Consider the following 22,079-nt stretch of genomic DNA (forward strand, 5'->3'; position numbering starts at 1 on the left):
TCATATCCCTTTTTATCATCAATTACGTAATTGAATAATGCTGTGCCACCAACACAAGATTTTGCTTTAGCTATCATCTTTACAATAGTTTTTGTAAGTGAGTCCGAATTAGATTAGCCGTTTCAATGGTGTGCTGTTTAACTCCTGTTGTATCGCCAAGCTTAAAAAGATTGCTTATTCTTCTAAAATTATCAGCGTATTTGTTGAGCAGTTTGTAAACTTCTACTTCGTCAGGAGTTAATTTATACGCTAAAGAATAATCAAGTGCAGTGTTTCGGATATATTCAGAAACGCTACAGCCGACTTTTTCTGCTTTGTTTTTTATGATTAGAGCTTCTGTAAGGGTAACTCTAAATTCTATCTTCTTTGTTTTTTTCATCGTCTTAGCCATTTTGCGACCTTCGGGAGAAAAACGAGTGGTCTTTGGCTGTCAAATTTCCAATTTGTAAGGACAAAGACACATCTCGATAATTCTCACGTCAAATCATTGCGGTTAATAGTTAGTAAATAATCATTCAAATCTTTGTGATTCTCGTACAGTTTTCGTCCATCAACAACGTTTGTATAGGTCTGAGCTACTTTTTGAAAGGCACTTTCTCCAGCTTTATCATTGTCGAAACAACAAATAATACTTTCATACTTTAATTCTTTGTACAAAGTATTATTGATACTTTTATCCATTTGTACATTGATACATTTATACAATTCCCCATTTGTACATTTGTACAAATAATTATTTGGTGTTTTAATTATTGTATTATTAAGCATTGATACGGAATTAAGAATCAAAAAATCATATTGCTCTTCTGCATTTGGATAAAGGGTTAGAAAACTGATGTAGTCACTCCAAGATTCAAACAAGACAATATTTGCACTCTTGTTGTCAAAGTAAGTAACTGCCTTTTTACCAAGACACATTTTTACATACTTGTTTCTAAGTTCAAAACCTCCTAACTCATTTTGAAAACCAACAGCGTAATACGATTTGTTGTTTAGGGTATAATTCACCTCTTTACAATAAGTTTGAGCCATTTTAAGACTAAGATTACGCTCGTTGATATATTGTATCAAGTTTGGGTCCGATAATGGCTTAATCGCTTGAATTGTATATGTTGGTTCTCGAGCAATGTTAGAACTCGCAATAATTGGCTGATGAAAAGAAAAAGAATCGTTTTTAAGCAATTCTAAAGCTGATTTAATATCACAATTATTATACTTCATTACAAAATCGAGTGTTGTTCCTCCAAATCCCTCTGCGTGGTCATAAAACACGTTTTTAGCAATATTCACTTTAAATGATGCTGTTTTTTCTTTTCTAAATGGACTGAGATACCACCAATCAATTCCCATTGTTTTGGTTGGGGTATAACCTAACTTTCTAAGTAAGTCTGTTAGGCTAATTTGTTTAGCTAATTCACAATTCATACGTTTTAAAATAGTTGGGTTAAAAATCTATTTTTGGCAATAGAATGATGTTTGATTCTTTATTGCAAGCAGGAGATATGAAACAGGATTTTTGTCCTGTACATTCCTACGATTTGTAAATAAAACACCTGATATTAAGTATTTTTACGAGTATTTTACGAGGTAATATTAGATATAAGTAGTTTATTTTTAGATTGTTAAATTCTAAAAAGAGCCAAATTCGTAATCGTAATATATTTGTACGTTAGCTCGTAATATTTACGAGTTGATAGACATTTTTGGTTACGATTACGAATTATAGTTAAAATACAAATTAATACACTGTATTACAGTTTGTTATAATAAAAAAAAACTCGTAAATACCTCGTAATTATTTAGCTTTTTTTAATTTATTACGAACTGTTCCTTCACTTATTCCTAATCGTTTTGCAATTTGAACATTATTAAGTCCTTCTTCTTTTAATTGGCTTATCTGTTGCAATTGATTGTCTGATGTATCATCAGGCTGGTATAAATGTTCTTTTTCAGAAGTAAAATCAATTAGTTCAAACTTCAATAAGCTTTGGTCTTTTGTTATTTTACACTCTATTACGTTTGTAGAATTGTAAACAATCGCTCTATTTCTGTTTTTAAGCTCTTTGATGTAAACAATGTTAGAATCCTTAACTGAATCCCCAATGGTATAACATACATCACAGAAGTTACTTAGTGCTTTAGAACCTGCGAGGTGGTCTAAAGTTACAGGCATAGATAATCCGTTTTGTTTTGGTCTGTGTGCTAATACTAAAATTGCTATTTCTTCCTTTCTACTTAATTTTAGCAACTTTTTTAAAAAGCTAAGAGCATCTTTTGATTTCTCATTATTAGACGACAGAAACGAACTATTGTCAATACATATCGCTTTAGGAGAGTATTTCTTCACTTCCTTTTCTATGTGATTGAAAATCTCCTGTTCAATCTCTATATCTTCAATGTCAATCTGTTCGTGGTTGATTTCGGCACGTATGAAGTTCTCATTAAACACAAAAGCTTGATTGGTATTATCCGTATATCTATTGTAAAGTGATCTTGGGGATAATTCAAAATCAAAATAAAGCACTCTGGATTGAGTTGTTTCTAATCCAAATATCGTATTGCCTTTAGATATTGCATCAAACAATTGGTAACTTAAAATTGACTTTCCCTTTCCTGTGTTCGCAAATAGAATAGCAACTTCATACTCATGCCATATACTTCCAAATAAAGGTTTTGAAATCGGCAAGCTTGAACCTATTTCAAGCCATTTGTTAACGCTTTTTACATTAAACATACTTAGATTCAGACTTCGTATGCTTTTATCTTGGATTGACTCTTTATCAATATTACTATTAGTCATATACTTTTAGTTTATAAGAGCAATGCCTATATTTGCAAAGGCTCTTGATTATACAAATAGCTGTTAAGAGGGATGATTTGCGGAAGTTGTCCCTTTTATTTTTTAGCGAATAGTTCCAATGCCAAGTCAGCATCGACTATAATTTTTCTACCTCTTTGGATAATCGCTTTTTTGATATGACCTTCTTTCTTGATTTTATTAGCAGTAGTAATACTACATCCGAGTAGGTCTGCTATACCACGTATTCCGTAAACATAACGCTTTGTGGATTGTTGCGTTTCTTGTGGAGAATTAAGCTCTTTAAACTCTTTTAGAGATACTGTTTGTAATAACTGCAATAGTTCTTCTCCTGTCATTTGCCAAACTGGCTTTTCTTTTAACTGATTTAAATACATAGTTTTAGTTTTTAAATTATACGATTTTGTGATGTTCGAACGATTCAAAACTACGATGTACTGTAAGTGGTAAGTAGGTGGTAAATGAAGATTATATCAACCTTTAAAGCACGAAAAAAGCCACTTAAACAAATATTTTAAGTGGCTAACAAGTTATTTTAATTCTTTAAAGACCTTTAATTGTCTCTGATCCCTAATAGTGTGTTTATTTCTTTATAGAAGGTTTTAGCTTCTAAACTTACATTATCTCCTTTTATCTCTTTGTATTTCTTCGTGTATGTTGTATGTGATAAGTCAAACTTCTTTAGTATAAAGTACATCCATTTTTCTTTTATCCTTTCATCTTCGATTGACGAATAAAGCAAATAAATGATATAGTAGAATAGATTATTTTGCCCTTTACGTAGTATTAAGTTATTTGTAGCCGATATAAAGTTTATTTCTTTATAAAATTCAAATGGACAAATTTCTTCAAAAACAAGACCGTTAGAAACTTTATGTATCTGACCAATTAATACTAAATCAAAAATTGGCTTATCATTTACATATATATTGGTTTGATAATATTGTTTATAATTATCAAATTCATCCTGCACATCAGATAACAAATACTTTGCGTAAACATAAATTTCTTTGTGATAGTCAAAATCTAAGAAACCAATTTCATTGTAGAAAGTTGATTCATAGTATTCTTGTCTATCCAATATTTTAGACCTCATAAATAATTCAATGGATAATTCAGCATCAGTTAAACTACTTTTTATCCATTGTCTAAATTCATTGATTTGTAATGCTTTACGACCTAATTTATTGAATAACTCTTTTTCAGTTTCATATTTAATAATTATAAGACATAGTGTGACAGCTAAATCCTCAAAGAATAACTTTTTCACTTCCTCATTTCCGTTATTGAGTAGTCCTTTGTAATTATTATGATTCAACATATGGAGAGTTTGTCTATAAACTTGTTGATGCTCATAATTAAACTTGTTACCCCTTGAATTAATCTCTATATCCCAATATTCTAATATAGTATCTAAAATACTGCAAGCCCTAACAAACTCATTTTCTACTTCTTTTAAATTTATTTCACTCATATCATATCAAATTTAGTCATTGCATTCGCTTTAATTGTATCAGCCACATCGATATAAGGTTTCATTGATTTGTAGTCTGAATGTCCTGTCCATTTCATTACAACCTGTACAGGTATCCCTAATGACAAAGCAGTACAGATAAATGTTCTTCGCCCTACGTGTGTACTTAAATGTTCATATTTAGGTTTTACTTCATCTATTCTTTCATTGCCTATATAGTACGTTTCTCGGATTGGCTCGTTAATCTCTGCTAACTCTCCAAGTTCCTTTATATAGTCATTCATCTTTTGATTAGAAATGACAGGTAGTGCTTTTCCTTTTTCAAAAGGTACATCTTTGTACTTTTCTAATATTGCTCTACTGTGCTTGTTTAATTCTACCCTTAGCATATCGTTTGTCTTTTTGGTAACAAACTCAATAGCATCATTTTTAATGTCGTGCCTTGTTAGACTAAAAGCATCTGAATAGCGAAGTCCTGTATAGCAACAGAAAAGTAATACATCACGTACGCGTTCTAAATATGACTTTGTGCCTAAATCCGTTGATTTAATCTGTTCGATTTCTTCTTGAGTTAAGAAGATTATCTTTTTAGAAGTTTCTTTTAACTTTGGTTTAAATTCTTCAAAATTATAGGCAATTGTATAATTGTTGTTTTTACACCATTTTAAAAACCACTTTACAAAGCTAATCTGCTTTTCGATAGTGCTATTACGCATCTGCTTTTCAATGCGTAGAAATGAAACGTAGTCTAACAAAGTCTTTTCGTTTATATCTGAAAACTGAAAATTGCTTTTGAAAGAAAAAAGATGTGAGCGAACAGTATTAAATTTGGTATAAGTTGCCAATGTCCAATCATTTCGTTTTCCGCTGTTCTTGACAAACTCGTCAAAAGCTGTAAACAGGTTCTTTTCTGTCGCTGATATGGTTTGTTTATCAGAGTAACGTTTTATTTCATCTTTTAAAAGTTCAAAAGAAGGTACTTCATTCTTCAATTCATACTCTTTAAAGATTCTATCAATCGTAGTAGATAGCTCTTGTATTGCTGTATTGATTTCAGAAGAACTTTGTTTTAGCTTATTGGTACACCCATTGCGTACCTTTTCTTTTGCTTCATCCCATTTGGAAGCATCAATGCGGTAGCCTGTAAAGAGTTCTACACGTCCACCATTATATACTACTCTTGCACGAATAGGAACGTTCTCTGTGATTAAAACACCATCCTTCTTTCTCTTTTCAATAGCAATAGTTATCTTTCTTTTTATAGTCATAGTTATTTGTAATAGCACCCAAATATACACCCAATTTTAATACTATCATATACTATTTTATGATATTCAACCGACTTATTAAAAATATAACTATCAATAAATCAATATAATAACATTTTATCATATTCTATTTATATATAGGTTATATTCCCTTCCTCTCTGCAAGGAAAACCACCAACGGATGTTGGTGGTTTTTTTATTTGTATAAGGCTCGTGGGGAGTTTTACTCACCCAAGAGGCGTTACAAATAAAAAAACAAGGCAAAGCGAAGCGGTGCCGTGGTTTTTCTTGTGAAAAATACCCTTATTAGGGAAAACCGAAGCGCAGCGGAGGTAATCCCTTTTAAAGATAAGCCTCGTGGGGAGCTCGCTCACCTAAGAGGCGTTACAAATAAAAAAACAAGCAGGAGTGCAACGAATGCGTGGTTTTTCTTGTGAAAAATACCCTTATTAGGGAAAACCGAAGCGCAGCGAAGGTAATCTCTTTTTTATTATTAATACAGTATGTCTTGTTTTCTACTTTTTATAGGGATATGTAGTTTTATTCTTTGGAGGAGTACATTCAGGTGTACCATATTTCTGTGAGGTGTATCATATTTATGACAGCAACTAATTATTAACATAGTTAATTTTCTTAGTTATTTAAATTATATATTTCATTATGTTTATAGCTTCTTTTAAAAGCAATTATTTAATGCTTAGATATAACACCTAATTACAAATTAAAATGGAAGAAAATAGAAAAGAAGAAAATATAGTTGAAGATATTAGCATTGATAAAGTCGACACTGAAGATACTGACAAATCTAATGATGACTTATTCAATATCACATCTTGGGGAGCTGATATGTCTTTTAGAGAATTAATTAGTATGTATGATGACGATGAACTTCTCAAACCTGAGATACAGCGAAAATATGTTTGGGATAAACCTGAAGCTAGTCGTTTTATAGAATCTATATTATTAGGTTTACCTATCCCATCTATTTTTCTTGCAAACACTCCTGATAACAATAAATTAATAATTGATGGTTATCAAAGAATAATGACTGTCTATGATTACGTAAAAAAAGGAGTTTTTTCAAAAGACAATAAAACTTTCAAGTTAACTAATACAGATAAAATAAATCATCGCTGGAGAGGAAAAGCATTTACAGAATTAAGTGAGTTTGATCAGAAAAAAATTCGCCAAACAACAATTCATGCTATTATTTTTGAGCAAAAGCAGCCTAAAGATAATGACTCTAGCTTGTTTCAAATTTTTGAAAGAATAAATACTAGTGGCAAAATTCTAAAGCCTCAAGAAATCAGAAATTGTGTATATCAGGGACATTTAAACACATTACTATTTGATTTGAATCAAGATGTTACTTGGAGAAAGCTCTATGGATCTGATGTAGAAGATTCCCGAATGCTAGATCTTGAATTTATTCTAAGATTTATGGCTTTAGGGAGTGATGATATTAAGAAAGAAAATACTGGTCAAATTTCTCTAAAAATGTACCTAAATGACTTTATGGGTAAAAAGAGTCACAATCAAATGGATTTTATAAGACAAATAAAAGTAGATTTTCAAACTGTGATGAGTTTTTTATATGCTAATTTAGGAAACATAGCATTTAGAAATATCTCACATGAAGGTATTTATCAATCAAGATTCAATCCAACCATATATGATTCAGTATCAATTGCTACAAAATATGCACTTTCAGTACTAGGAGATCAAATATCTACTGAAGAACTTAAAAGCAAACATAAAGAGCTTTTACAAGATGAAAAATTCAAGGAATATTCATCTACAAGGACAACAAATATTGAGCATATAAATGGAAGGATTAATCTTGCTACTAAAATATTATATGGTTTAAAATATGAATAATCAATCTGCAATTACTCTAGTAGATGAATGTGAATTTGAACTACAAAGAATTCATCTAATTATCGATGTCTTAGGAAGTACTAATAATGCAGTACCATTTTTAACCAAATATGCAGTCATAAAAGTTTGTGGAACATTAGAACAGTGCTTTAAAACCATTATTTCTGATTTTAGTTGCTCAGGGCAGAGTAATCAAGTCAAAAAATTCGTAGATATATCATTTAGAGAAAGCTCAATCAATCCAAACTTAGATAATATCCATAAAGCACTAAAAAAATTTGATGATCAATGGAATACTAATTTTAAAGGACTCTTAAATGCAGATCCCAATGTAAGTAGAATTCGAGATTCTATTACATCACTAAATAGTGCACGAAATGTTTTTGCTCATGGAGGTAATCCTACCCTAACCTTCAATGATGTAAGTGCTTATTTTATTGATGCAAAAACTGTCATTAGTTATATTGATCAATCACTTGTCTAGATAATTGGTACTAGTTTTAATTACATTACCTGACTAAAAATTAATCCTATTTTAGATAAAAAAAGAATTATAAAACATATTTAGTAATTTATATTCTTACCAAAATATTCAAGGTATACCCCAACAGGCATACCTTTTTTTATACCCTAAAACCAAAGAAACATGCTAACCATACTATTTTTATTACAGAAAAACAGAACCAATCAAAAAGGTACATGTCCTATCAGATGTAGAATCACCTACCTTAAAACCAGAAAAGAATTCTCAACAGGATTATTCATAAAACCTGTACACTGGCAAAACTCCAAACAGAGAGTCCATCCTCCCAATGAGGAAAACAATTTTATCAATACGCAATTAAGCCTGATTAAGAACCATATTAATCAGGCTTTTTGTTTTACAAGTACAGCAAGCGGAAGTTATAAAGTAGTAATCAGTAAAACTCAAAAACCCCATTACTTACACATCATGTAACAAAACCATCCAATCCCCTACTTATACCGTAACCAAAAAACATATCTAATGAAAAAAGCACTTTACTTTATCGGTGGAATTACTTTCACCTTACTTGTACTTGGTGGGTTCGCTTACTATAAATTTTACGGTAAGATCACTGTTGGAGGAACATCGGAGTCTTCACTTATTACCGATGCATCAGTAGAAGAAGCCCTTTTAAACAAGGCGATCGATCGCATTTCTGTTACACAATACGATTCCATCACCCAAGCCACGACCAAACCAACGATGGTAAATTTTTGGGCGAGTTGGTGTGAATCGTGCTTAAAAGAAATTCCAACCCTACAAGCCTATGCAGCAAGTCGCAATATCGAATTGCTCTTTGTGAACTTTGACAAAAGAGAAATCGCACAAAATAAGGTTGTACTCGATAAGATGAAGAAGTTGAAAATGGAAAAAACTTATCAACTAATGGGCGATGATAAGCTCATCGATCCACTAAACTTTAGAATGCTAGGTCGTTTTCTCGAAGATCGAAACATCAAAATGGACACTTTGGGGTTACCCATCAATCTCGTGTATGAAAATGGGGTGAACACTCAGGTATTTGGTCCTTCACAAATGGAAACGCTGTTATTTCAAAGCTTAGATCACTATTTGAAAGAACACAAATAATAAAACAAGGGATACCTTTTTCAGGTATCCCTTGCCTATAACATTACAATTTGTCTTTGTTTCAATACGATCTTATTGACACGATTTTTTGTAGCGTATTAAAATCTCTTTCATTCCCATCAACGCTTTTTCTTGGTTGTGATTACTCCAATTAGTATGAATGGTTTTTTACTTCTTCAAAATAGAATAAACAGCCACATCGACAAATGTTCCTCCGTGAAATTCACTTTCCTTAAAATAAGCTTCTCTTTCAAAACCACATTTTTCCAACACGCGTTGTGAACCTATATTATCCGGGTAAATGACAGCTTCAATGGAGTGAAAGCCCAGCGAATAAAAACCATAGTCGAGTAGGCACAGAACAGCTTCTGACGCATATCCCTTTCCATAAAACTTCGGCAGTAACATATAACCGATTTCCGTTCGGTAATGCGGGAGTTTCATGCGATAAAATCCAATAGTTCCAATCATTTCTCCTGTTTCCTTTAAAGTAACGGTCCAGTTGATACACTCTTTATTCTCCATGCGTTCTTGCAGAGATTGAATGTAGGCTGTTGCTTCACTAACTTCAGTGGCCAAGGGAATGGGAATATATTTCATGACCTCAGCGCTCGAACGAAGCACAAACATGACCTCAGCGTCTTCTAAACCACTTTGTCTCAAGCGTAAGCGTTCTGTTTCCAAAACAGGAAATTCGGAAAGATTTAATTCTAACATAATTTAAATTCTAAGATAGCCTTTAAAGGTAAAGAACAATTTTTTATTCATTGCTAATACAGCCTAATTTCGTTACTTTTATCCTATCAAAATACCCAAACAATGACAGCATGGGCTCCTATATCTTTATCTGATCTTTTACTAGAAATCAGAAAAGCAGAAAAAAACATGTCGCCTTTTATACACGATTACTGGCAACAGATTAAGATTTCTCCAGTTAAATGGCAAGAATCTAGTTATGGTCGCGAAGGCAATGATTTTTGGGTGGTTGCTAGGCAAAATAATTGGGTTCTCTATTACAACGACATAGAAGAAGGATTTAACTATTCTACTTTTGAACGAGAAGGAATAATCAAGGATTATTTCGCTGAACAAGATGACTTACACTTTGCACTATTAAAACTTAACCAACTCTAGATGAAATTCACTTATTTATCAAAATTCACTTGTGTACTGTTGCTTAGTGCCACACTATTGACAAGTTGTTCAGAATCATACGAAATCGACAATCAATTTGTGACAGCAACAGCACCTTATGTGTATCAGGACCTAACCAATCGAGTACAAGATGACATTCTCTACCTGGATTATCTTAAGTATGATGGCCTAGAGAGCATCTTTTCCATTGACAATATCCAAGACTTACTCACTCAACCCAACAGTCAAACTATTTTAGAAGACACACCCGTTGAAGTTTTAGCCCGTCGATTGCGTGGTATTGAAAGGGAAACAAAAGACCCTGATTTTCCATGGAAGACCTTCAAAATTATAGAAGAACCCAAAGCTACTACGTTCAAAGGTTATGCTGCTGCGGAAGCCGTCTTTGAAGCACACGAATACGTCAAACGCATGGATGCTACTATTCTCAAACGAGTAAAACGCATCGTTGTTTTTGTAGACAACGATTTGTGGAACATTGTATTGGCCCCCTCTAAAGTCCAACATTACAAAGAGGAAATGGAAGTTTTCGAAACGATTTTAGAAAGCTTGGAAATAAAAAAACAGTAAAAGTAAACCCCCTTATTCTCTTCAGAGTAAATAAGGGGGATTGGTTAAAATAACACCGTGTTTTACACGGTTAACACACGATTTTATTGTGGCGTATTAATCCAACGTGATACTATACTCGTTTTCACTATCTTTTTTATGTGCCAAGGAAGCCGTTTTGGGAGACAAAGCGAATAAAGGGGAAAACGTTTTTACTTTTACTGTTTTTCCATCGGGATAAAACTCTAAAATACGCACTAAACCATCTCCTCCATTGCCGTAATGTCCACCACCTTCCGCCTGCATATCAAAAAGCATTTGATGTACGGTACGCCCTTCCTATTTTTAATTTCTTTAAACTAAAAAAAATGCTACAAAAAATCACTCTCATTTGCGCCTTGCTGCTATCTGTTGTTTGCTTTAGTCAACAGACTGAATTTAAGGCTCCCTCTTATGCCACTATTGAAAAGAATATCCAAGATACCTCTTCTGAATATTACTACCCTCAATTACTACAACAGCTTAAAACGGGAACAACACCCCTTAGCCCTAGTCAATATGAGCATTTGTACTATGGGTATGTTTTTCAAAGCGCTTACACCCCCTATTGGATATTTTCTAAGCACGAAGAACTCAACGCTTATTATCAAAAAGATCCCGATCCTGCAGACATCCCGCAAGCTTAAAATCTTACTTCAGGAAGTATTAGACGAATTTCCCTTTGATTTTACAGCGATGATGTTTCTCTCCTATGTGTATCACCTTGATGGTGAAGAAGAGCAATCGGCATTATGGTCTAAACATTTTGAAGGATTTGCTAAAGCCATTAGCACTTCTGGCGATGGTTTAACCTGTGAAACGGGTATGCATGTTATTTCAGTGTCTCACGAATATCATATGCTTCAGCTGTTTGATATAGAAGCTGTGGGGCAAAGCTTTGACGGTACCTGCGATTTATTAGCGCTCGATCCTGAGTATTATACTATTTCAGGACTCTATTTCAATGTAAGTCGATTGCAAAAATAGATCTTATTTCTACCTCTATTTTGCCCACTTGGGTTTGTTATTTAGCAGCTATAAGCTACCCTTCTTCCCAAAGTTTCTTCTCTTACAACCCAATATCCATTTTCCACTAATTTTATAAGGATTAAAACAAAAGCCTTCTCCAATTTACACCCCATGACACTCTTTTGATTACAAAAAAAAGTAAAAGAAACAGAACTTTTTGATTACATCATTTAATTATTTCTCGCTCACAAAAAAACTATTTTATGCAAACAATAACTGTTGAGTACGAAAATGGTAAGCAAATAACCTTGCTCGAACGCATTTCACTTATCTATTTCATTTAGGCAGCCTCGTTTTATTTTGTTAATTTATAACAATATAATTTTAACACAATAACAATATTTATTATATTTAATCAAACATACACCTTATAAAATACGAAAATATGATAAATAAAAACAAATATACCCTACTCTGTATTGGCTTACTACTTGCTAGCTGTAGTTCAGATGACAATGTAAAAAAAGTAGAGACTACGGTAGAAACGGTTTATCATCTCAGCCACATTGAACACTCTAAATTCTACGAAGAATATTCCGAGGACGAGAACTTCAAGCCTGAAATGTTCTTTAACACCTCCTATACTTTTCAATATGACGACACTTTTAACCTTCAAGTAATTGATATTCAACAAACCCGATATCACAACACAAATGTTATAGACAGCACTTCTTCTCAATTCTTTTATACCTTAGATGAGCAAGGGCGATTAGAAACCGTTGCATTTAAAGAAGGAGATAGACTCATCGATCAGTACACCTACCATTATGAAGACGATCTTTTGCAAACTGCACACTACGACAAATTAGCTTGGGATTGGAGTTTTAGTAGCACCTTTACATATAACGACAAGAAACAATGTATCTCCAATAAAGCATTGGATTATTCCGGTTTAACTGTCGATATGAAATACAATGAACTCAATCAGATTGATCACCTTAAATACAATGGGGTAAATTATAGATTAACGTATGACGACAAACGTACGCCTTTCTACAATTTGCCCTTTGATCTACTCAGTGATTTAACTGATGCCTATTTCGCCTACCCCTATCCGTACAAATTTCCAAACAACATAACAGAATATAAAACGAGTAATTACTTGTCTACTGTTGTTTACACCTACAATGAAGCAGATCTACCGATACGCGTTGTATATTACAACAATGGTCTTTTAGGTCGAGAAATTATTTATACCTACGAGAAACAGGAAGTAATTACACCAAAGTAAGGGGAATAAAAAAAGGAATAATGCTTTCGCACTATTCCTTTTTTGTATGTTGAAACAACCAGTTGTATAAATCGATATGGCGGTATAGGTCTTCGATACTTCCGTGATTTCCACCTTTGACCACTTGCAATTCTACTGGAGCCTTTGCCTTGCATTTCTTAATGGCGTTCAGTATGTTTTTTGATTCCTTGAGCGGGACAATAAAATCTTTATCACCATGAATTAACTTGATAGGTAGACTTGTCAAATGACAAGCATCTCTACTTTCACCTCCTCCACACATAGCAATAGCCGCAGCCAGACGATGGGTGTATTGGCTCGCATATTTTAAGGTTCCATAACCGCCTAAACTCATCCCTGTAACGTAGATTCGACTTTCATCAATCGCGTAATTCTCAATCATATATTGTACAATCTCATCAACTTTATCGGGGTTCCAAGGTCCAGAAGGCAATTGTGGTGCAACTAAATAAGCGGGAATTTCCAATCCCTTTTTTTCTATTCCCCTCAAGGGACCGTAACGTTTAACCCGTTCAATATTGGTTCCTGATAAACTTCTTCCATGTAAAAAGATGACTAAGGGATTCTTTTCTTGTACTTCTGTTGGGGCATTGAGCCAAAACTGATAAGTCGTTTGATCTAAAACAGCTTGGGGTTGAGCGCCTAAATTCAAGGAAATCAACCCTATAATACACAGGATAAAACGCATAGATTTTTTATCTAAATATAGTTGTATTCTAACAAAACAACCAGAAAAAAATTACAATTGTCAAGTTCAGCCTCCTCAAGATATCGACAAAACAATAGCCTGACACACAAGGCTTTACTATAAAAAACATCAAATAAAAAAAGAAAGCTTAAAAAATACAACTATAATTTATGTTAATAATAGTATAATTTATTTAAGACCTATACAATATATCTTATTTTTAAACAAAAACGTAAAAAAATAAAATTAAACTAAATGAAAAAATCAATCAAACCTTTATTCTTTGCAAGTTTTAGCTTATTACTGTTCAACTGTAGCTCAGATGATAGTGCAGGTACACAAGGCCCAGAACCTGAGCCAATCGCTACCGAAAAAACATACTATTTACATACTATCGAACAAAATTTTTATGATGAAGACGAACAAGTAAATGAGAGCTATTTGCTTCACGTGAACTACAAATTAGAATACGACGTTGATTTCAAATTAAATAAAATTTTATACACGGATACAGGTTATACTAACAACGAAGTTGTGAGAGAACAATCCTTTGAAATGAATCATATATTAGATACGCAAGGAAGATTAGAAACATTCACCCTCAAAGATGGTACTGCGATTATTGAAGAATACACTTACACATATATGGATGATCTATTACAATCAACAAAATATAATTTAGTGGCTCGAGGTGGTGCGTTCACAGGTAGTTTTCAATATAATGAAAAGAAACAAATGATTGCCAATAAAGCACTGGAAGCCAATTTACTCATTGATTATTATTATAACGAAAAGAATCAAATCGATAGATTTAAATTTAATGGCCAAAATATAAAATTGACCTATGATGATAAAGTATCTCCTTTTTACAATCTCCCATACGATTTCACTAGTTTGTTAATTAATTTTAATTACGTATTTCCTTATACCTACGTATTTACCAATAACGTAACTTCATTTACCATAGGAGATGAAGTCGCAGATGTTGATTACACTTATAATGAAGCTAATTTACCTACAAAAGCGATCTATTACGATGGCAAAAGAGAAGACAACGTAGTAGCCTTTGACGTCACTTATACTTACACGGTGAAAGAAACAGAGGTAAAAAAATAAGATACACCAAGAACCGATTAGCAAACTAATCGGTTTTTTTATTACTCCCACCAAACCATTAAACGACTCCACGCTTTTATTTTTTCTTCAAAAGTCATACACGCATTGGCTATATTGAAAGAACGTAAGTTACGTTTGATTGTACAATCTCTTTGTCTCTATTCTTTGATTTTATAAGCTACCCCAAGCAAGTAAACAAAAACATAAAGTAACTGGTTTATATTAGTTTTGCTTTTACAGTATTTTATATTGTTTTTAGTTAAAATATTTAACATGAGACAAATTTTAAAATCATTTGCACTAGTAAGTGCATTTTTCATCTTCGCTAGTTGTAGCTCAGACGACAGTAATAACCCTGGACCAGACAAACCAGAAATAACTGAAAGTCAATACTTCATCAACACCATTGAAAGAAAAATGTACGACGGCACCCCCTCTGTATTATTGATGGTGAATACACTAGAGATGGTATATGATGATGAAAATAAATTAAAACACATCTTATACAAAGAGGATCATTATAAAAACGATGAAATAGCGGTAACTTACAATTCTACTATGGATTACGTGTTAAATAAAGAAGATCAACTACAGTTTTTTGGCATCAAAAACAACAATGCGTACAGTCATAAATATAGTTACAGTTATATCAACAACCTACTATCTAGCGCTGACTATAATTTAGTTAGTCAGAAATTTACTTTTAACAGCACATTTACCCATAATGAAAAAGGGCAAATGATCAAAAACGACACACCTTTAGCGAATCTTCTTGTCGATTACAGTTACAACAGTAAAAATCAAATAAACGCGATCAAACTAAATGGACAGAATAATAAAATTACGTATGATAATCAAACGAACCCATTTGCTAATCTTCCTTTAGACTTGACGGGTTTCCTTATGGGGTATGACTATGTTTTTCCTTATAGCTATACCTTTCCCCATAATATAACCTCAATAGAATCTAATTCAGCTTCAACTACTATTGAATATACGTACAATGATGCAAAACTTCCTGTTCACGCAAAGAGATACTATAAAGATGATAAAACAGCAAAGGTTCTTCCTAGTGAAATTACGTATAGTTATCACCACAAAGAGGATACAAAATAGAGTAATATATGAATCACTTTTTCGAAAACACCAAAGCCGATGAACACTAAAACGCATCGGCTTTATTATTTTACAGCACTAATAATCAACGGTTAGTCTCGCAATATCGCATAGGACTTTGACCGACATAGGTCTTAAAATAGCGACAAAACGTCGTGGAATCCGCAAAGTGTAATTGTTCAGCTATTTGATAAATGGGCCAATCAGTAGCTGTTAGATAGGTTTTGGCTTTAATCAGCACCAATTCTGTGATCACCTTTGATATTGACTTGCCCGTTTGTTTTCGAATCAGCGTAGTTAAATACTTTGGAGTCAAATTGAGCTGGTCGGCATAAAAGCGTACCGATTTCTCCACCAGGTAATGCTGATGGAGAAAATTGTAAAATTGAAATACCGTAGTGTCATTGCGCGAACTTGGTTGCATGATTTGCTCTTCTTGTTGATACACGCGATTGACCTGTGCAATAAACGAATACAAAAGATAACGCAAAGCATCCGCTTGAAAGATAGACACCGTCTCTTTCTGTTGTTGAAAGAGAAGGATATACTGATCAAAAATAGTCTGATCCTCTTGTTGTAGGGTTACTACTGGCTGCTCGACCAATACATTTAAAAAGTTGTAATTCGTCGGCAAAATCATCTCGTCTATGTCTCGGAAACTAAATACCATTGGGAACTTTGCTTATTGCACAACAAGAAGGTGACCACTTATTGATTTTTAATGCGTATTATTTCAACCAAAATCAACTAGAGGACGCCTTCCATGCACTGGCTACTGAACACACAACCCGCATTACCTTAGGGTTTACTCCTATATCAAACGATTATACCTTCACCCCCTACAAAGAAGAAGATCTAACTTTATTTGTTACGCCTTCGCTAGTTCCATACTTCACAGAACAGCAAACAATGATTCCGCTATTATCACATACCTAAAAAGGAGAGCAGCTGCTCTTCTTTTATTTTTAAGGAACTCACCATCTTCCATCGCGTCGATAGCTAATGTATTAGGCGTTTGAAAAAGAAAACTTTGAAAATCGGCCATCCACCACCCTTCCCAACCAAAGAGATTAACATTTTCATTGCCTTTTTCATCTAAAATATAAGACTTTAAAAGCCCTTCACTCACAAAGACAAAATTTACACAAATGGCCTCTTCTTGTACTAAAAATTGACGTCAACTCCATTTCTACACACTAATAAAAGAAGACTCAATCTCCTTTTATTCAACAGTTAAAGTTACCTTTTGATCGATGTGTTTCAACAAATCTGTATAGGACATAGCTCTATGAATGAAACCCCAATATAATAAACCTTTGCACTTACTTGCATCTTTTTACTCTAATTGGTGTAAATCCTGTTGTACTTTTTACCAATCCTATTGGTTTTCGTATACCTTTGTAAAACAATACTTAAAAAATAGGAAAACATGCATAACTTGGACGAAATCGATTTAAAGTTACTCAATTTATTGTCAGAGAACTCGAATGTAACTACCAAAGAACTCGCACAACAGGTGAATTTATCATCTACTCCTGTTTTTGAACGCGTAAAACGACTCGAACAAGAAGGTTTTATCAAAGGGTATATCGCCTTGATTGACGCTGAAAAATTGAATCGTGGCTTTGTGGTATTCTGCAACATTAAGCTCAAACAACATGAACGCGTGATTAACAATAAATTTATCGAAGACATCTTAAATATTGAAGAGGTTGTAGAATGCTACAACATTTCTGGTGAATATGACTTTCTACTTAAAGTATATGCCAATGATATGCGCCATTATCAAGATTTTGTCTTCAACAAATTAGCGATGGTTGATAGTATTGGGAGTACACACAGTTCTTTCGTTATGCGTGAAGTTAAAAATGAACACAATATCAAAATAAACCTGTTGTAGTTTACGCTAACAATACATCAGGTATTTGCGCCACATCAATCAAAAAACAGGCCTTGTATTGGGCTTATCCCTTATTCCTGCTTTTTAATCTCCTAAATTAGAGCGCATACTTCCCGCTATTGACTTATTTAGCTCGTACTATAAAGGAAGCTAGCAAACAAAATTATCTTGTATTTACAAGGTGTATTTTACAAATTTTATTCGTTTTCAGCACATTAATCCTTAGTTTTGTATGAAAAGTAAGTCTATGAAAAATTATATTAACGTATTTCTCCTAGTGATAATCGCAATTAGTTGTGGCACAAAGGACAAGTCACAAGAGGTCTTGCAATTTGAACAAAGAGAGTTTGTACAAACAACAGACAATTGTATAGAAGATGAATGCACGTCAATTCGACTGAGTATTCCTGTCATCACCAATCAAGAACACGAAATTGCAACGGTGATCAACCAGCGCATATTGGGAACGATAGATGAAATTGTTGCGGTGGACGTTATAACAGCGACAAGTAAAACACCTGAGGAATTAGCTAAAAATTACATCGCTAATTACAATACCTTCAAGACCAAATACCCTGACGAGACACTACCTTGGAAAGCCGAAGTAGAGGGAGATATAACCTTCTATTCTGCTGATCTACTTTCCGTAGCTTTAGAATATTACACCTTTGCTGGAGGGGCTTATGGCTTTAAGAGTGAAGCAGCCTTAAATTTCAATCCTAAAACAGGAGAGCTCTATAAGATGGAAGACTTAATTGGCAACTGGGATGAGTTGCAAAAATTAATGGCATTGCAACTCAAAGACAAAATGGATATTTGGACAAACAACAACCAATTGGAATATCCTGAGAGCATTTTCTTTTATGAAGATACTGTTGGATTCTTATACAATGCTGTTGATGATACCGCTCAATACAATGGACCAACCAAAATTGATTTTCCAAAAGCGAGTGTGCTCCCTTTCCTAAAAATAAACCTTGAACCTACAACAACAGAAAAATAACGCATTGACCCTTAACGCTCGACACTGTGAGTATTTATAAAAAAATTTTTCAACAAACAGCCATCTATGGTTTAGCGGCTGTTTTTCCAAAAGTAATTGGTTTCTTTTTAGTTCCGTTTCACACGGATCTGATGAAAAATGACGCCTACGGAGCGTATAGCGTGATCTTTTCCATCATGATGTTGTTAAACGTCGTTTTATCCTTCGGAATGGAAACTGCTTTCTTTCGATTTTATAATGCTCGCGACAACAAGCAAGAAGTCATCAACAACAGCCTGTTGTTTTTAATTGGAACAACGCTAGTTTTTGGTGCTTTGGGTTTTGCTTTTGTTGATTTTTGGTCTGCGCTACTGCACATTCCAACTACCATCCTTTACTATGTATTGTGGATTTTGATTCTGGATGCTTTGGTTATTGTGCCTTTTGCAAAATTGAGAGCCGATCAACGCCCGCTTTATTACAGTGCGATTCGAATCGGAAATGTTTGTATTTACTCGGTACTCAATGTTGTCTTTTTATACTTCTTGCCCTTATGGGCACAGCAAGCGCCGTCTTCTTTTATAGCCTCTATTTATGTAGACAATTTTCAAGTAGAATACATTTTTATAGCCAATTTAGTTGCTAGTGCAGCTACATTTTTAGCTTTTACTAAGAACTATTTCCAGCTAAATTTCAAGTTCAATAAGGAGCTCTTACAACAAATGTTGCGCTACAGTTTCCCTGTGATGGTAGCGGGATTGGCCTTTGCCATCAACGAAAGCTTTGACAAGATTTTACTCCAACGTTTACTGCCCGCTGATATTGCTTCTGCTGAGGTTGGGAAATATGCAGCTTGTTATAAACTAGGGCTTTTTATGGTGTTGTTTAGACAAGCCTATACCTTGGGGATTGAACCCTTTTTCTTCAATTACTCCAAAAATGACGATGCCCCAACCAAATATGCCACTGTAACCAAATACTTCATCTTAATGGGAAGTTTGATTATGTTGGGGGTTGTTGTATTTGCAGATGTTTTAAAGGTATTATTCATCCGAAATGAAAGTTATTGGGATGCGATGATTGTCGTTCCACTCATCATTTTAGCAAATTTGTGCATGGGTATTTACACCAATCTATCTGTTTGGTATAAACTACGCGACAAAACAAGTATGGGTGCTTATATCTCTATTTTTGGTGCTGTATTAACCCTAATCTTCAACTACGCGTTAATTCCTATTTGGGGATACATGGGATCAGCAATAGCAACGTTACTCGCTTATGCTTCGATGATGTTGGTATCTTACGTATTAGGGCAAAAATACTACCCTATTCCGTATGACAAAAAAGCCATTGGTCTATACTTAGGATTATCCATTCTCTTGTCCTATGTCTATTTTTATCACTTCAGAGAAAACTATCTCGTTGGTTTTGTTGCGCTTCTCCTTTTTGGAGTCGTTGTCTACAGTCAAGAAAAAAACACATTCAAACGAATGTTTAGAAAATAAAAAAGCCCTGCATTAGCAGGGCTTTTCGTTTATACTTAATAATGGATATTCTCTATATTTTTGTCTTTGCTGTACTTCAAGGTATAGCTTACGCGTATCTTTTTCACCTCATTTGGCTGTAAAGAGACATTCCAAGTGATTAATCCCTTCTCTGCTTCTGTTGTTCCTTTAGAAACTTCGTTTAATATAACTTCAATCGAATTGTCTGTACTCACCGGATATTGATCTTCCACTTGTACATCTACTGTTTCTTTTTTGTTGTTTTTGATGCTAATCTCGTAGGTAAAAGTCTGCTCCTTTTTAGAGGATAGTGTTTTCGTTCCTGATTTATCTGAGATCAACGTGCGACTAATTGAAATATTAGGATCTTTACCAATGTTCAAACGCAATTTCTCTTCTGTATTTTCTGTAGATAAATAGGTTTGTCCGATATTCATTCCGTCGTAAATCACATTGGCTTGACCAGATAATAAATTGTGTTTACTATACTCTTTAATCTCCGCTACTAAATAGGCATTAGCATCCAATTTTGGTGCTGCATAGAACTTGTACTCCCCAGAGATATCAAACGTATTCAAATCCACACTGTGGCGTTTTCCATTGCTCAAAATTGAATACGGGATTGCAATATCAAAGGTTACATTCAATTCACTTTCACTTATAGTAGTGTATTCAGCTACGGTTTGACGATCTTCATAAGAAACTTCTTTATTTGATCGTCTAGTTCTGACATTAATCCCAGCTGCTTTACCCTCTACCATTCGAGAAACTTCTGATAACGATGATTCATAACTGCTGTAATTTCCTGTATTAACAAGAGGAGCTTCATATTGAACGAACCAGGTACTCCAAGTTGGAAGGGTATAGTTTTGATTCAATTTCCCTGAAGTCAAACTCAATCTCACATTGCGCCAATCAATACCAGACGTTTGAACCACTTGCGCTTTGTACATCATTTTAATTGGTGTGTTTATTTTATCAATACGCAAGTCATAGGAAGGCGTCCATTGAGCGCGATTGGTCGCATAATTAATTCGGAAGGGAATATTCCCTTCTTTTGCGTTCATCACTTGTACAATTAACTTACCTCGACTGGTACGTTCTGATTTATCACCTCCAATTGTCAACTGAGATTTTAAATCATTCCACTTGGCTTCTATTTTTTCCTTTTCCTTTGTTTTTATAAAAATGGAATTAGATAATTCATGTCTTTTTTTCCCATAATACTCTACCCATTTTGACACATCTGTAAAATTACTACCCATCGATTTGTCATCAAAACTATAGCTATCCATAAATTCAATAGCCTTTTGATCGGCATTGATTGCATTGGTAATACTGCTTAATTTCTGTTCCATCGTAGCAATACTATCGCGTAAGGGTTTCATCAAGGGTGAGTTATTCACATTGTCATATTCTTCGATATACGCATTGGAAAACTGCACCGACATTACGGTTACATCGTTGATAGAACCAACTTTAATGGTGTTTTCCATCAACTGATCCGATACATTGGTGATTACCACTTCAGACAATCCTTTGGGTAAAACTACTTGTGTGTTTTGGGTTAATTCAGCTCCATCGTAATATACGCGAGCACTTTCTAAATTCGCCTTAGTATAAACGGGTTTTTGCGCCCATACTGCGACAGCACTTAATGCCATCATTAACATTATTCCTTTTTTCATGCTTCTT

Annotated in this window: 26 protein-coding genes; 15 read left to right on the forward strand and 11 right to left on the reverse strand. The window is 33.9% G+C overall.

What is annotated here, in order from left to right; genetic code table 11:
- Positions 1-79: 79 nt before the first annotated feature.
- From ACPDG9_RS13470 to ACPDG9_RS13495, 6 genes are all read right to left on the reverse strand, one after another.
- On the reverse strand, positions 80-379 hold the full coding sequence (locus tag ACPDG9_RS13470; RefSeq protein ID WP_430528240.1) for a plasmid mobilization protein: 300 nt from the start codon (positions 377-379) through the stop codon (positions 80-82).
- A 95-nt stretch (positions 380-474) separates the two neighbouring features.
- Complete coding sequence (locus ACPDG9_RS13475; protein ID WP_430528241.1) at positions 475-1,425, reverse strand: CHC2 zinc finger domain-containing protein; 951 nt, start codon at positions 1,423-1,425, stop codon at positions 475-477.
- Between the two features lie 370 nt (positions 1,426-1,795).
- The gene (locus ACPDG9_RS13480) at positions 1,796-2,800 is read right to left on the reverse strand and encodes an AAA family ATPase (protein ID WP_430528242.1); all 1,005 of its coding nucleotides are present in this window, start codon (positions 2,798-2,800) and stop codon (positions 1,796-1,798) included.
- 95 nt (positions 2,801-2,895) lie between these two features.
- Positions 2,896-3,195: a DUF3853 family protein gene (locus ACPDG9_RS13485; protein WP_430528243.1), complete on the reverse strand. Its 300-nt coding sequence runs from the start codon at positions 3,193-3,195 to the stop codon at positions 2,896-2,898.
- A 176-nt stretch (positions 3,196-3,371) separates the two neighbouring features.
- Positions 3,372-4,292 carry a hypothetical protein gene (locus ACPDG9_RS13490; protein ID WP_430528244.1) on the reverse strand — a complete coding sequence of 307 codons (921 nt, stop codon included), beginning with the start codon at positions 4,290-4,292 and terminating at the stop codon, positions 3,372-3,374.
- Positions 4,289-5,560: a tyrosine-type recombinase/integrase gene (locus tag ACPDG9_RS13495; protein WP_430528245.1), complete on the reverse strand. Its 1,272-nt coding sequence runs from the start codon at positions 5,558-5,560 to the stop codon at positions 4,289-4,291. Before ACPDG9_RS13495 ends, ACPDG9_RS13490 begins: the two co-directional genes overlap by 4 nt.
- Positions 5,561-6,286: 726 nt before the next feature.
- Between ACPDG9_RS13495 and ACPDG9_RS13500 the strand changes: the two genes are divergently transcribed.
- From ACPDG9_RS13500 to ACPDG9_RS13515, 4 genes are all read left to right on the forward strand, one after another.
- Positions 6,287-7,438 carry a DUF262 domain-containing protein gene (locus tag ACPDG9_RS13500; RefSeq protein WP_430528246.1) on the forward strand — a complete coding sequence of 384 codons (1,152 nt, stop codon included), beginning with the start codon at positions 6,287-6,289 and terminating at the stop codon, positions 7,436-7,438.
- Positions 7,431-7,922 (forward strand): HEPN domain-containing protein, encoded by a 492-nt coding sequence (locus ACPDG9_RS13505; RefSeq protein ID WP_430528247.1) that lies wholly within the window; start codon positions 7,431-7,433, stop codon positions 7,920-7,922. Before ACPDG9_RS13500 ends, ACPDG9_RS13505 begins: the two co-directional genes overlap by 8 nt.
- A 162-nt stretch (positions 7,923-8,084) precedes the next feature.
- The gene (locus ACPDG9_RS13510; protein ID WP_430528248.1) at positions 8,085-8,396 is read left to right on the forward strand and encodes an Arm DNA-binding domain-containing protein; all 312 of its coding nucleotides are present in this window, start codon (positions 8,085-8,087) and stop codon (positions 8,394-8,396) included.
- 48 nt (positions 8,397-8,444) lie between these two features.
- A complete protein-coding gene (locus ACPDG9_RS13515; protein ID WP_430528249.1) occupies positions 8,445-9,053 on the forward strand; it encodes a TlpA disulfide reductase family protein in 609 nt (202 codons plus the stop codon).
- Between the two features lie 168 nt (positions 9,054-9,221).
- Here the strand turns inward: ACPDG9_RS13515 and ACPDG9_RS13520 are convergent, their stop codons facing one another.
- Positions 9,222-9,770 (reverse strand): GNAT family N-acetyltransferase, encoded by a 549-nt coding sequence (locus tag ACPDG9_RS13520; RefSeq protein WP_430528250.1) that lies wholly within the window; start codon positions 9,768-9,770, stop codon positions 9,222-9,224.
- 102 nt (positions 9,771-9,872) lie between these two features.
- Between ACPDG9_RS13520 and ACPDG9_RS13525 the strand changes: the two genes are divergently transcribed.
- Together ACPDG9_RS13525 and ACPDG9_RS13530 are read left to right on the forward strand one after the other, a co-directional pair.
- Positions 9,873-10,187 (forward strand): hypothetical protein, encoded by a 315-nt coding sequence (locus tag ACPDG9_RS13525; protein ID WP_430528251.1) that lies wholly within the window; start codon positions 9,873-9,875, stop codon positions 10,185-10,187.
- On the forward strand, positions 10,188-10,778 hold the full coding sequence (locus ACPDG9_RS13530) for a hypothetical protein (protein WP_430528252.1): 591 nt from the start codon (positions 10,188-10,190) through the stop codon (positions 10,776-10,778).
- A 96-nt stretch (positions 10,779-10,874) separates the two neighbouring features.
- Here the strand turns inward: ACPDG9_RS13530 and ACPDG9_RS13535 are convergent, their stop codons facing one another.
- The gene (locus tag ACPDG9_RS13535; protein ID WP_430528253.1) at positions 10,875-11,075 is read right to left on the reverse strand and encodes a hypothetical protein; all 201 of its coding nucleotides are present in this window, start codon (positions 11,073-11,075) and stop codon (positions 10,875-10,877) included.
- 50 nt (positions 11,076-11,125) lie between these two features.
- Here ACPDG9_RS13535 and ACPDG9_RS13540 point away from each other — a divergent pair, with 50 nt between their 5' ends.
- From ACPDG9_RS13540 to ACPDG9_RS13550, 3 genes are all read left to right on the forward strand, one after another.
- Positions 11,126-11,443: a DUF4919 domain-containing protein gene (locus tag ACPDG9_RS13540; RefSeq protein WP_430528254.1), complete on the forward strand. Its 318-nt coding sequence runs from the start codon at positions 11,126-11,128 to the stop codon at positions 11,441-11,443.
- Between the two features lie 49 nt (positions 11,444-11,492).
- Positions 11,493-11,783, forward strand: coding sequence for a DUF4919 domain-containing protein (locus tag ACPDG9_RS13545; RefSeq protein ID WP_430528255.1), 291 nt, complete (start codon positions 11,493-11,495; stop codon positions 11,781-11,783).
- Between the two features lie 427 nt (positions 11,784-12,210).
- Positions 12,211-13,056 carry a hypothetical protein gene (locus ACPDG9_RS13550; RefSeq protein ID WP_430528256.1) on the forward strand — a complete coding sequence of 282 codons (846 nt, stop codon included), beginning with the start codon at positions 12,211-12,213 and terminating at the stop codon, positions 13,054-13,056.
- 31 nt (positions 13,057-13,087) lie between these two features.
- On the opposite strand, the gene ACPDG9_RS13555 is transcribed toward ACPDG9_RS13550, so the two are convergent.
- Complete coding sequence (locus tag ACPDG9_RS13555; protein ID WP_430528257.1) at positions 13,088-13,765, reverse strand: prolyl oligopeptidase family serine peptidase; 678 nt, start codon at positions 13,763-13,765, stop codon at positions 13,088-13,090.
- A 255-nt stretch (positions 13,766-14,020) separates the two neighbouring features.
- Here ACPDG9_RS13555 and ACPDG9_RS13560 point away from each other — a divergent pair, with 255 nt between their 5' ends.
- Entirely contained in the window at positions 14,021-14,881 is an 861-nt protein-coding gene (locus tag ACPDG9_RS13560; protein ID WP_430528258.1) for a hypothetical protein, read from the forward strand.
- Positions 14,882-15,154: 273 nt separating this feature from the next.
- Complete coding sequence (locus ACPDG9_RS13565; RefSeq protein ID WP_430528259.1) at positions 15,155-15,997, forward strand: hypothetical protein; 843 nt, start codon at positions 15,155-15,157, stop codon at positions 15,995-15,997.
- A gap of 85 nt (positions 15,998-16,082) precedes the next feature.
- Here ACPDG9_RS13565 and ACPDG9_RS13570 read toward each other — a convergent pair whose 3' ends face one another.
- Positions 16,083-16,667: a helix-turn-helix domain-containing protein gene (locus ACPDG9_RS13570; protein ID WP_430528260.1), complete on the reverse strand. Its 585-nt coding sequence runs from the start codon at positions 16,665-16,667 to the stop codon at positions 16,083-16,085.
- On the opposite strand from ACPDG9_RS13570, the gene ACPDG9_RS13575 reads away from it, so the two are divergent.
- The 4 genes from ACPDG9_RS13575 to ACPDG9_RS13590 all read left to right on the forward strand — a co-directional run bounded on the left by ACPDG9_RS13575 (position 16,667) and on the right by ACPDG9_RS13590 (position 20,384).
- The gene (locus tag ACPDG9_RS13575) at positions 16,667-16,933 is read left to right on the forward strand and encodes a hypothetical protein (protein WP_430528261.1); all 267 of its coding nucleotides are present in this window, start codon (positions 16,667-16,669) and stop codon (positions 16,931-16,933) included. The two genes, ACPDG9_RS13570 and ACPDG9_RS13575, sit on opposite strands and share 1 nt — an antisense overlap.
- A 493-nt stretch (positions 16,934-17,426) precedes the next feature.
- Positions 17,427-17,897 carry an Lrp/AsnC family transcriptional regulator gene (locus ACPDG9_RS13580; RefSeq protein WP_430528262.1) on the forward strand — a complete coding sequence of 157 codons (471 nt, stop codon included), beginning with the start codon at positions 17,427-17,429 and terminating at the stop codon, positions 17,895-17,897.
- A gap of 247 nt (positions 17,898-18,144) precedes the next feature.
- Positions 18,145-18,900, forward strand: coding sequence for a PdaC/SigV domain-containing protein (locus ACPDG9_RS13585; RefSeq protein ID WP_430528263.1), 756 nt, complete (start codon positions 18,145-18,147; stop codon positions 18,898-18,900).
- Positions 18,901-18,926: 26 nt separating this feature from the next.
- Positions 18,927-20,384 (forward strand): polysaccharide biosynthesis C-terminal domain-containing protein, encoded by a 1,458-nt coding sequence (locus ACPDG9_RS13590; RefSeq protein ID WP_430528264.1) that lies wholly within the window; start codon positions 18,927-18,929, stop codon positions 20,382-20,384.
- 35 nt (positions 20,385-20,419) lie between these two features.
- Here the strand turns inward: ACPDG9_RS13590 and ACPDG9_RS13595 are convergent, their stop codons facing one another.
- Positions 20,420-22,072, reverse strand: a complete 1,653-nt coding sequence (locus ACPDG9_RS13595; RefSeq protein WP_430528265.1) for a DUF4139 domain-containing protein — start codon at positions 22,070-22,072, stop codon at positions 20,420-20,422.
- Positions 22,073-22,079 lie beyond the last annotated feature (7 nt).

This window comes from Myroides sp. C6-3 (assembly GCF_050522425.1).
Taxonomy (GTDB): Bacteria; Bacteroidota; Bacteroidia; order Flavobacteriales; family Flavobacteriaceae; genus Flavobacterium.

Coding starts and splice junctions, on each gene's coding strand:
- ACPDG9_RS13470 (WP_430528240.1), bottom strand. CDS start 379: ATGAAAAAAACAAAGAAGATAGAATTTAGAGTTACCCTTACAGAAGCT.
- ACPDG9_RS13475 (WP_430528241.1), bottom strand. CDS start 1,425: ATGAATTGTGAATTAGCTAAACAAATTAGCCTAACAGACTTACTTAGA.
- ACPDG9_RS13480 (WP_430528242.1), bottom strand. CDS start 2,800: ATGACTAATAGTAATATTGATAAAGAGTCAATCCAAGATAAAAGCATA.
- ACPDG9_RS13485 (WP_430528243.1), bottom strand. CDS start 3,195: ATGTATTTAAATCAGTTAAAAGAAAAGCCAGTTTGGCAAATGACAGGA.
- ACPDG9_RS13490 (WP_430528244.1), bottom strand. CDS start 4,292: ATGAGTGAAATAAATTTAAAAGAAGTAGAAAATGAGTTTGTTAGGGCT.
- ACPDG9_RS13495 (WP_430528245.1), bottom strand. CDS start 5,560: ATGACTATAAAAAGAAAGATAACTATTGCTATTGAAAAGAGAAAGAAG.
- ACPDG9_RS13500 (WP_430528246.1), top strand. CDS start 6,287: ATGGAAGAAAATAGAAAAGAAGAAAATATAGTTGAAGATATTAGCATT.
- ACPDG9_RS13505 (WP_430528247.1), top strand. CDS start 7,431: ATGAATAATCAATCTGCAATTACTCTAGTAGATGAATGTGAATTTGAA.
- ACPDG9_RS13510 (WP_430528248.1), top strand. CDS start 8,085: ATGCTAACCATACTATTTTTATTACAGAAAAACAGAACCAATCAAAAA.
- ACPDG9_RS13515 (WP_430528249.1), top strand. CDS start 8,445: ATGAAAAAAGCACTTTACTTTATCGGTGGAATTACTTTCACCTTACTT.
- ACPDG9_RS13520 (WP_430528250.1), bottom strand. CDS start 9,770: ATGTTAGAATTAAATCTTTCCGAATTTCCTGTTTTGGAAACAGAACGC.
- ACPDG9_RS13525 (WP_430528251.1), top strand. CDS start 9,873: ATGACAGCATGGGCTCCTATATCTTTATCTGATCTTTTACTAGAAATC.
- ACPDG9_RS13530 (WP_430528252.1), top strand. CDS start 10,188: ATGAAATTCACTTATTTATCAAAATTCACTTGTGTACTGTTGCTTAGT.
- ACPDG9_RS13535 (WP_430528253.1), bottom strand. CDS start 11,075: ATGCTTTTTGATATGCAGGCGGAAGGTGGTGGACATTACGGCAATGGA.
- ACPDG9_RS13540 (WP_430528254.1), top strand. CDS start 11,126: ATGCTACAAAAAATCACTCTCATTTGCGCCTTGCTGCTATCTGTTGTT.
- ACPDG9_RS13545 (WP_430528255.1), top strand. CDS start 11,493: ATGATGTTTCTCTCCTATGTGTATCACCTTGATGGTGAAGAAGAGCAA.
- ACPDG9_RS13550 (WP_430528256.1), top strand. CDS start 12,211: ATGATAAATAAAAACAAATATACCCTACTCTGTATTGGCTTACTACTT.
- ACPDG9_RS13555 (WP_430528257.1), bottom strand. CDS start 13,765: ATGCGTTTTATCCTGTGTATTATAGGGTTGATTTCCTTGAATTTAGGC.
- ACPDG9_RS13560 (WP_430528258.1), top strand. CDS start 14,021: ATGAAAAAATCAATCAAACCTTTATTCTTTGCAAGTTTTAGCTTATTA.
- ACPDG9_RS13565 (WP_430528259.1), top strand. CDS start 15,155: ATGAGACAAATTTTAAAATCATTTGCACTAGTAAGTGCATTTTTCATC.
- ACPDG9_RS13570 (WP_430528260.1), bottom strand. CDS start 16,667: ATGGTATTTAGTTTCCGAGACATAGACGAGATGATTTTGCCGACGAAT.
- ACPDG9_RS13580 (WP_430528262.1), top strand. CDS start 17,427: ATGCATAACTTGGACGAAATCGATTTAAAGTTACTCAATTTATTGTCA.
- ACPDG9_RS13585 (WP_430528263.1), top strand. CDS start 18,145: ATGAAAAATTATATTAACGTATTTCTCCTAGTGATAATCGCAATTAGT.
- ACPDG9_RS13595 (WP_430528265.1), bottom strand. CDS start 22,072: ATGAAAAAAGGAATAATGTTAATGATGGCATTAAGTGCTGTCGCAGTA.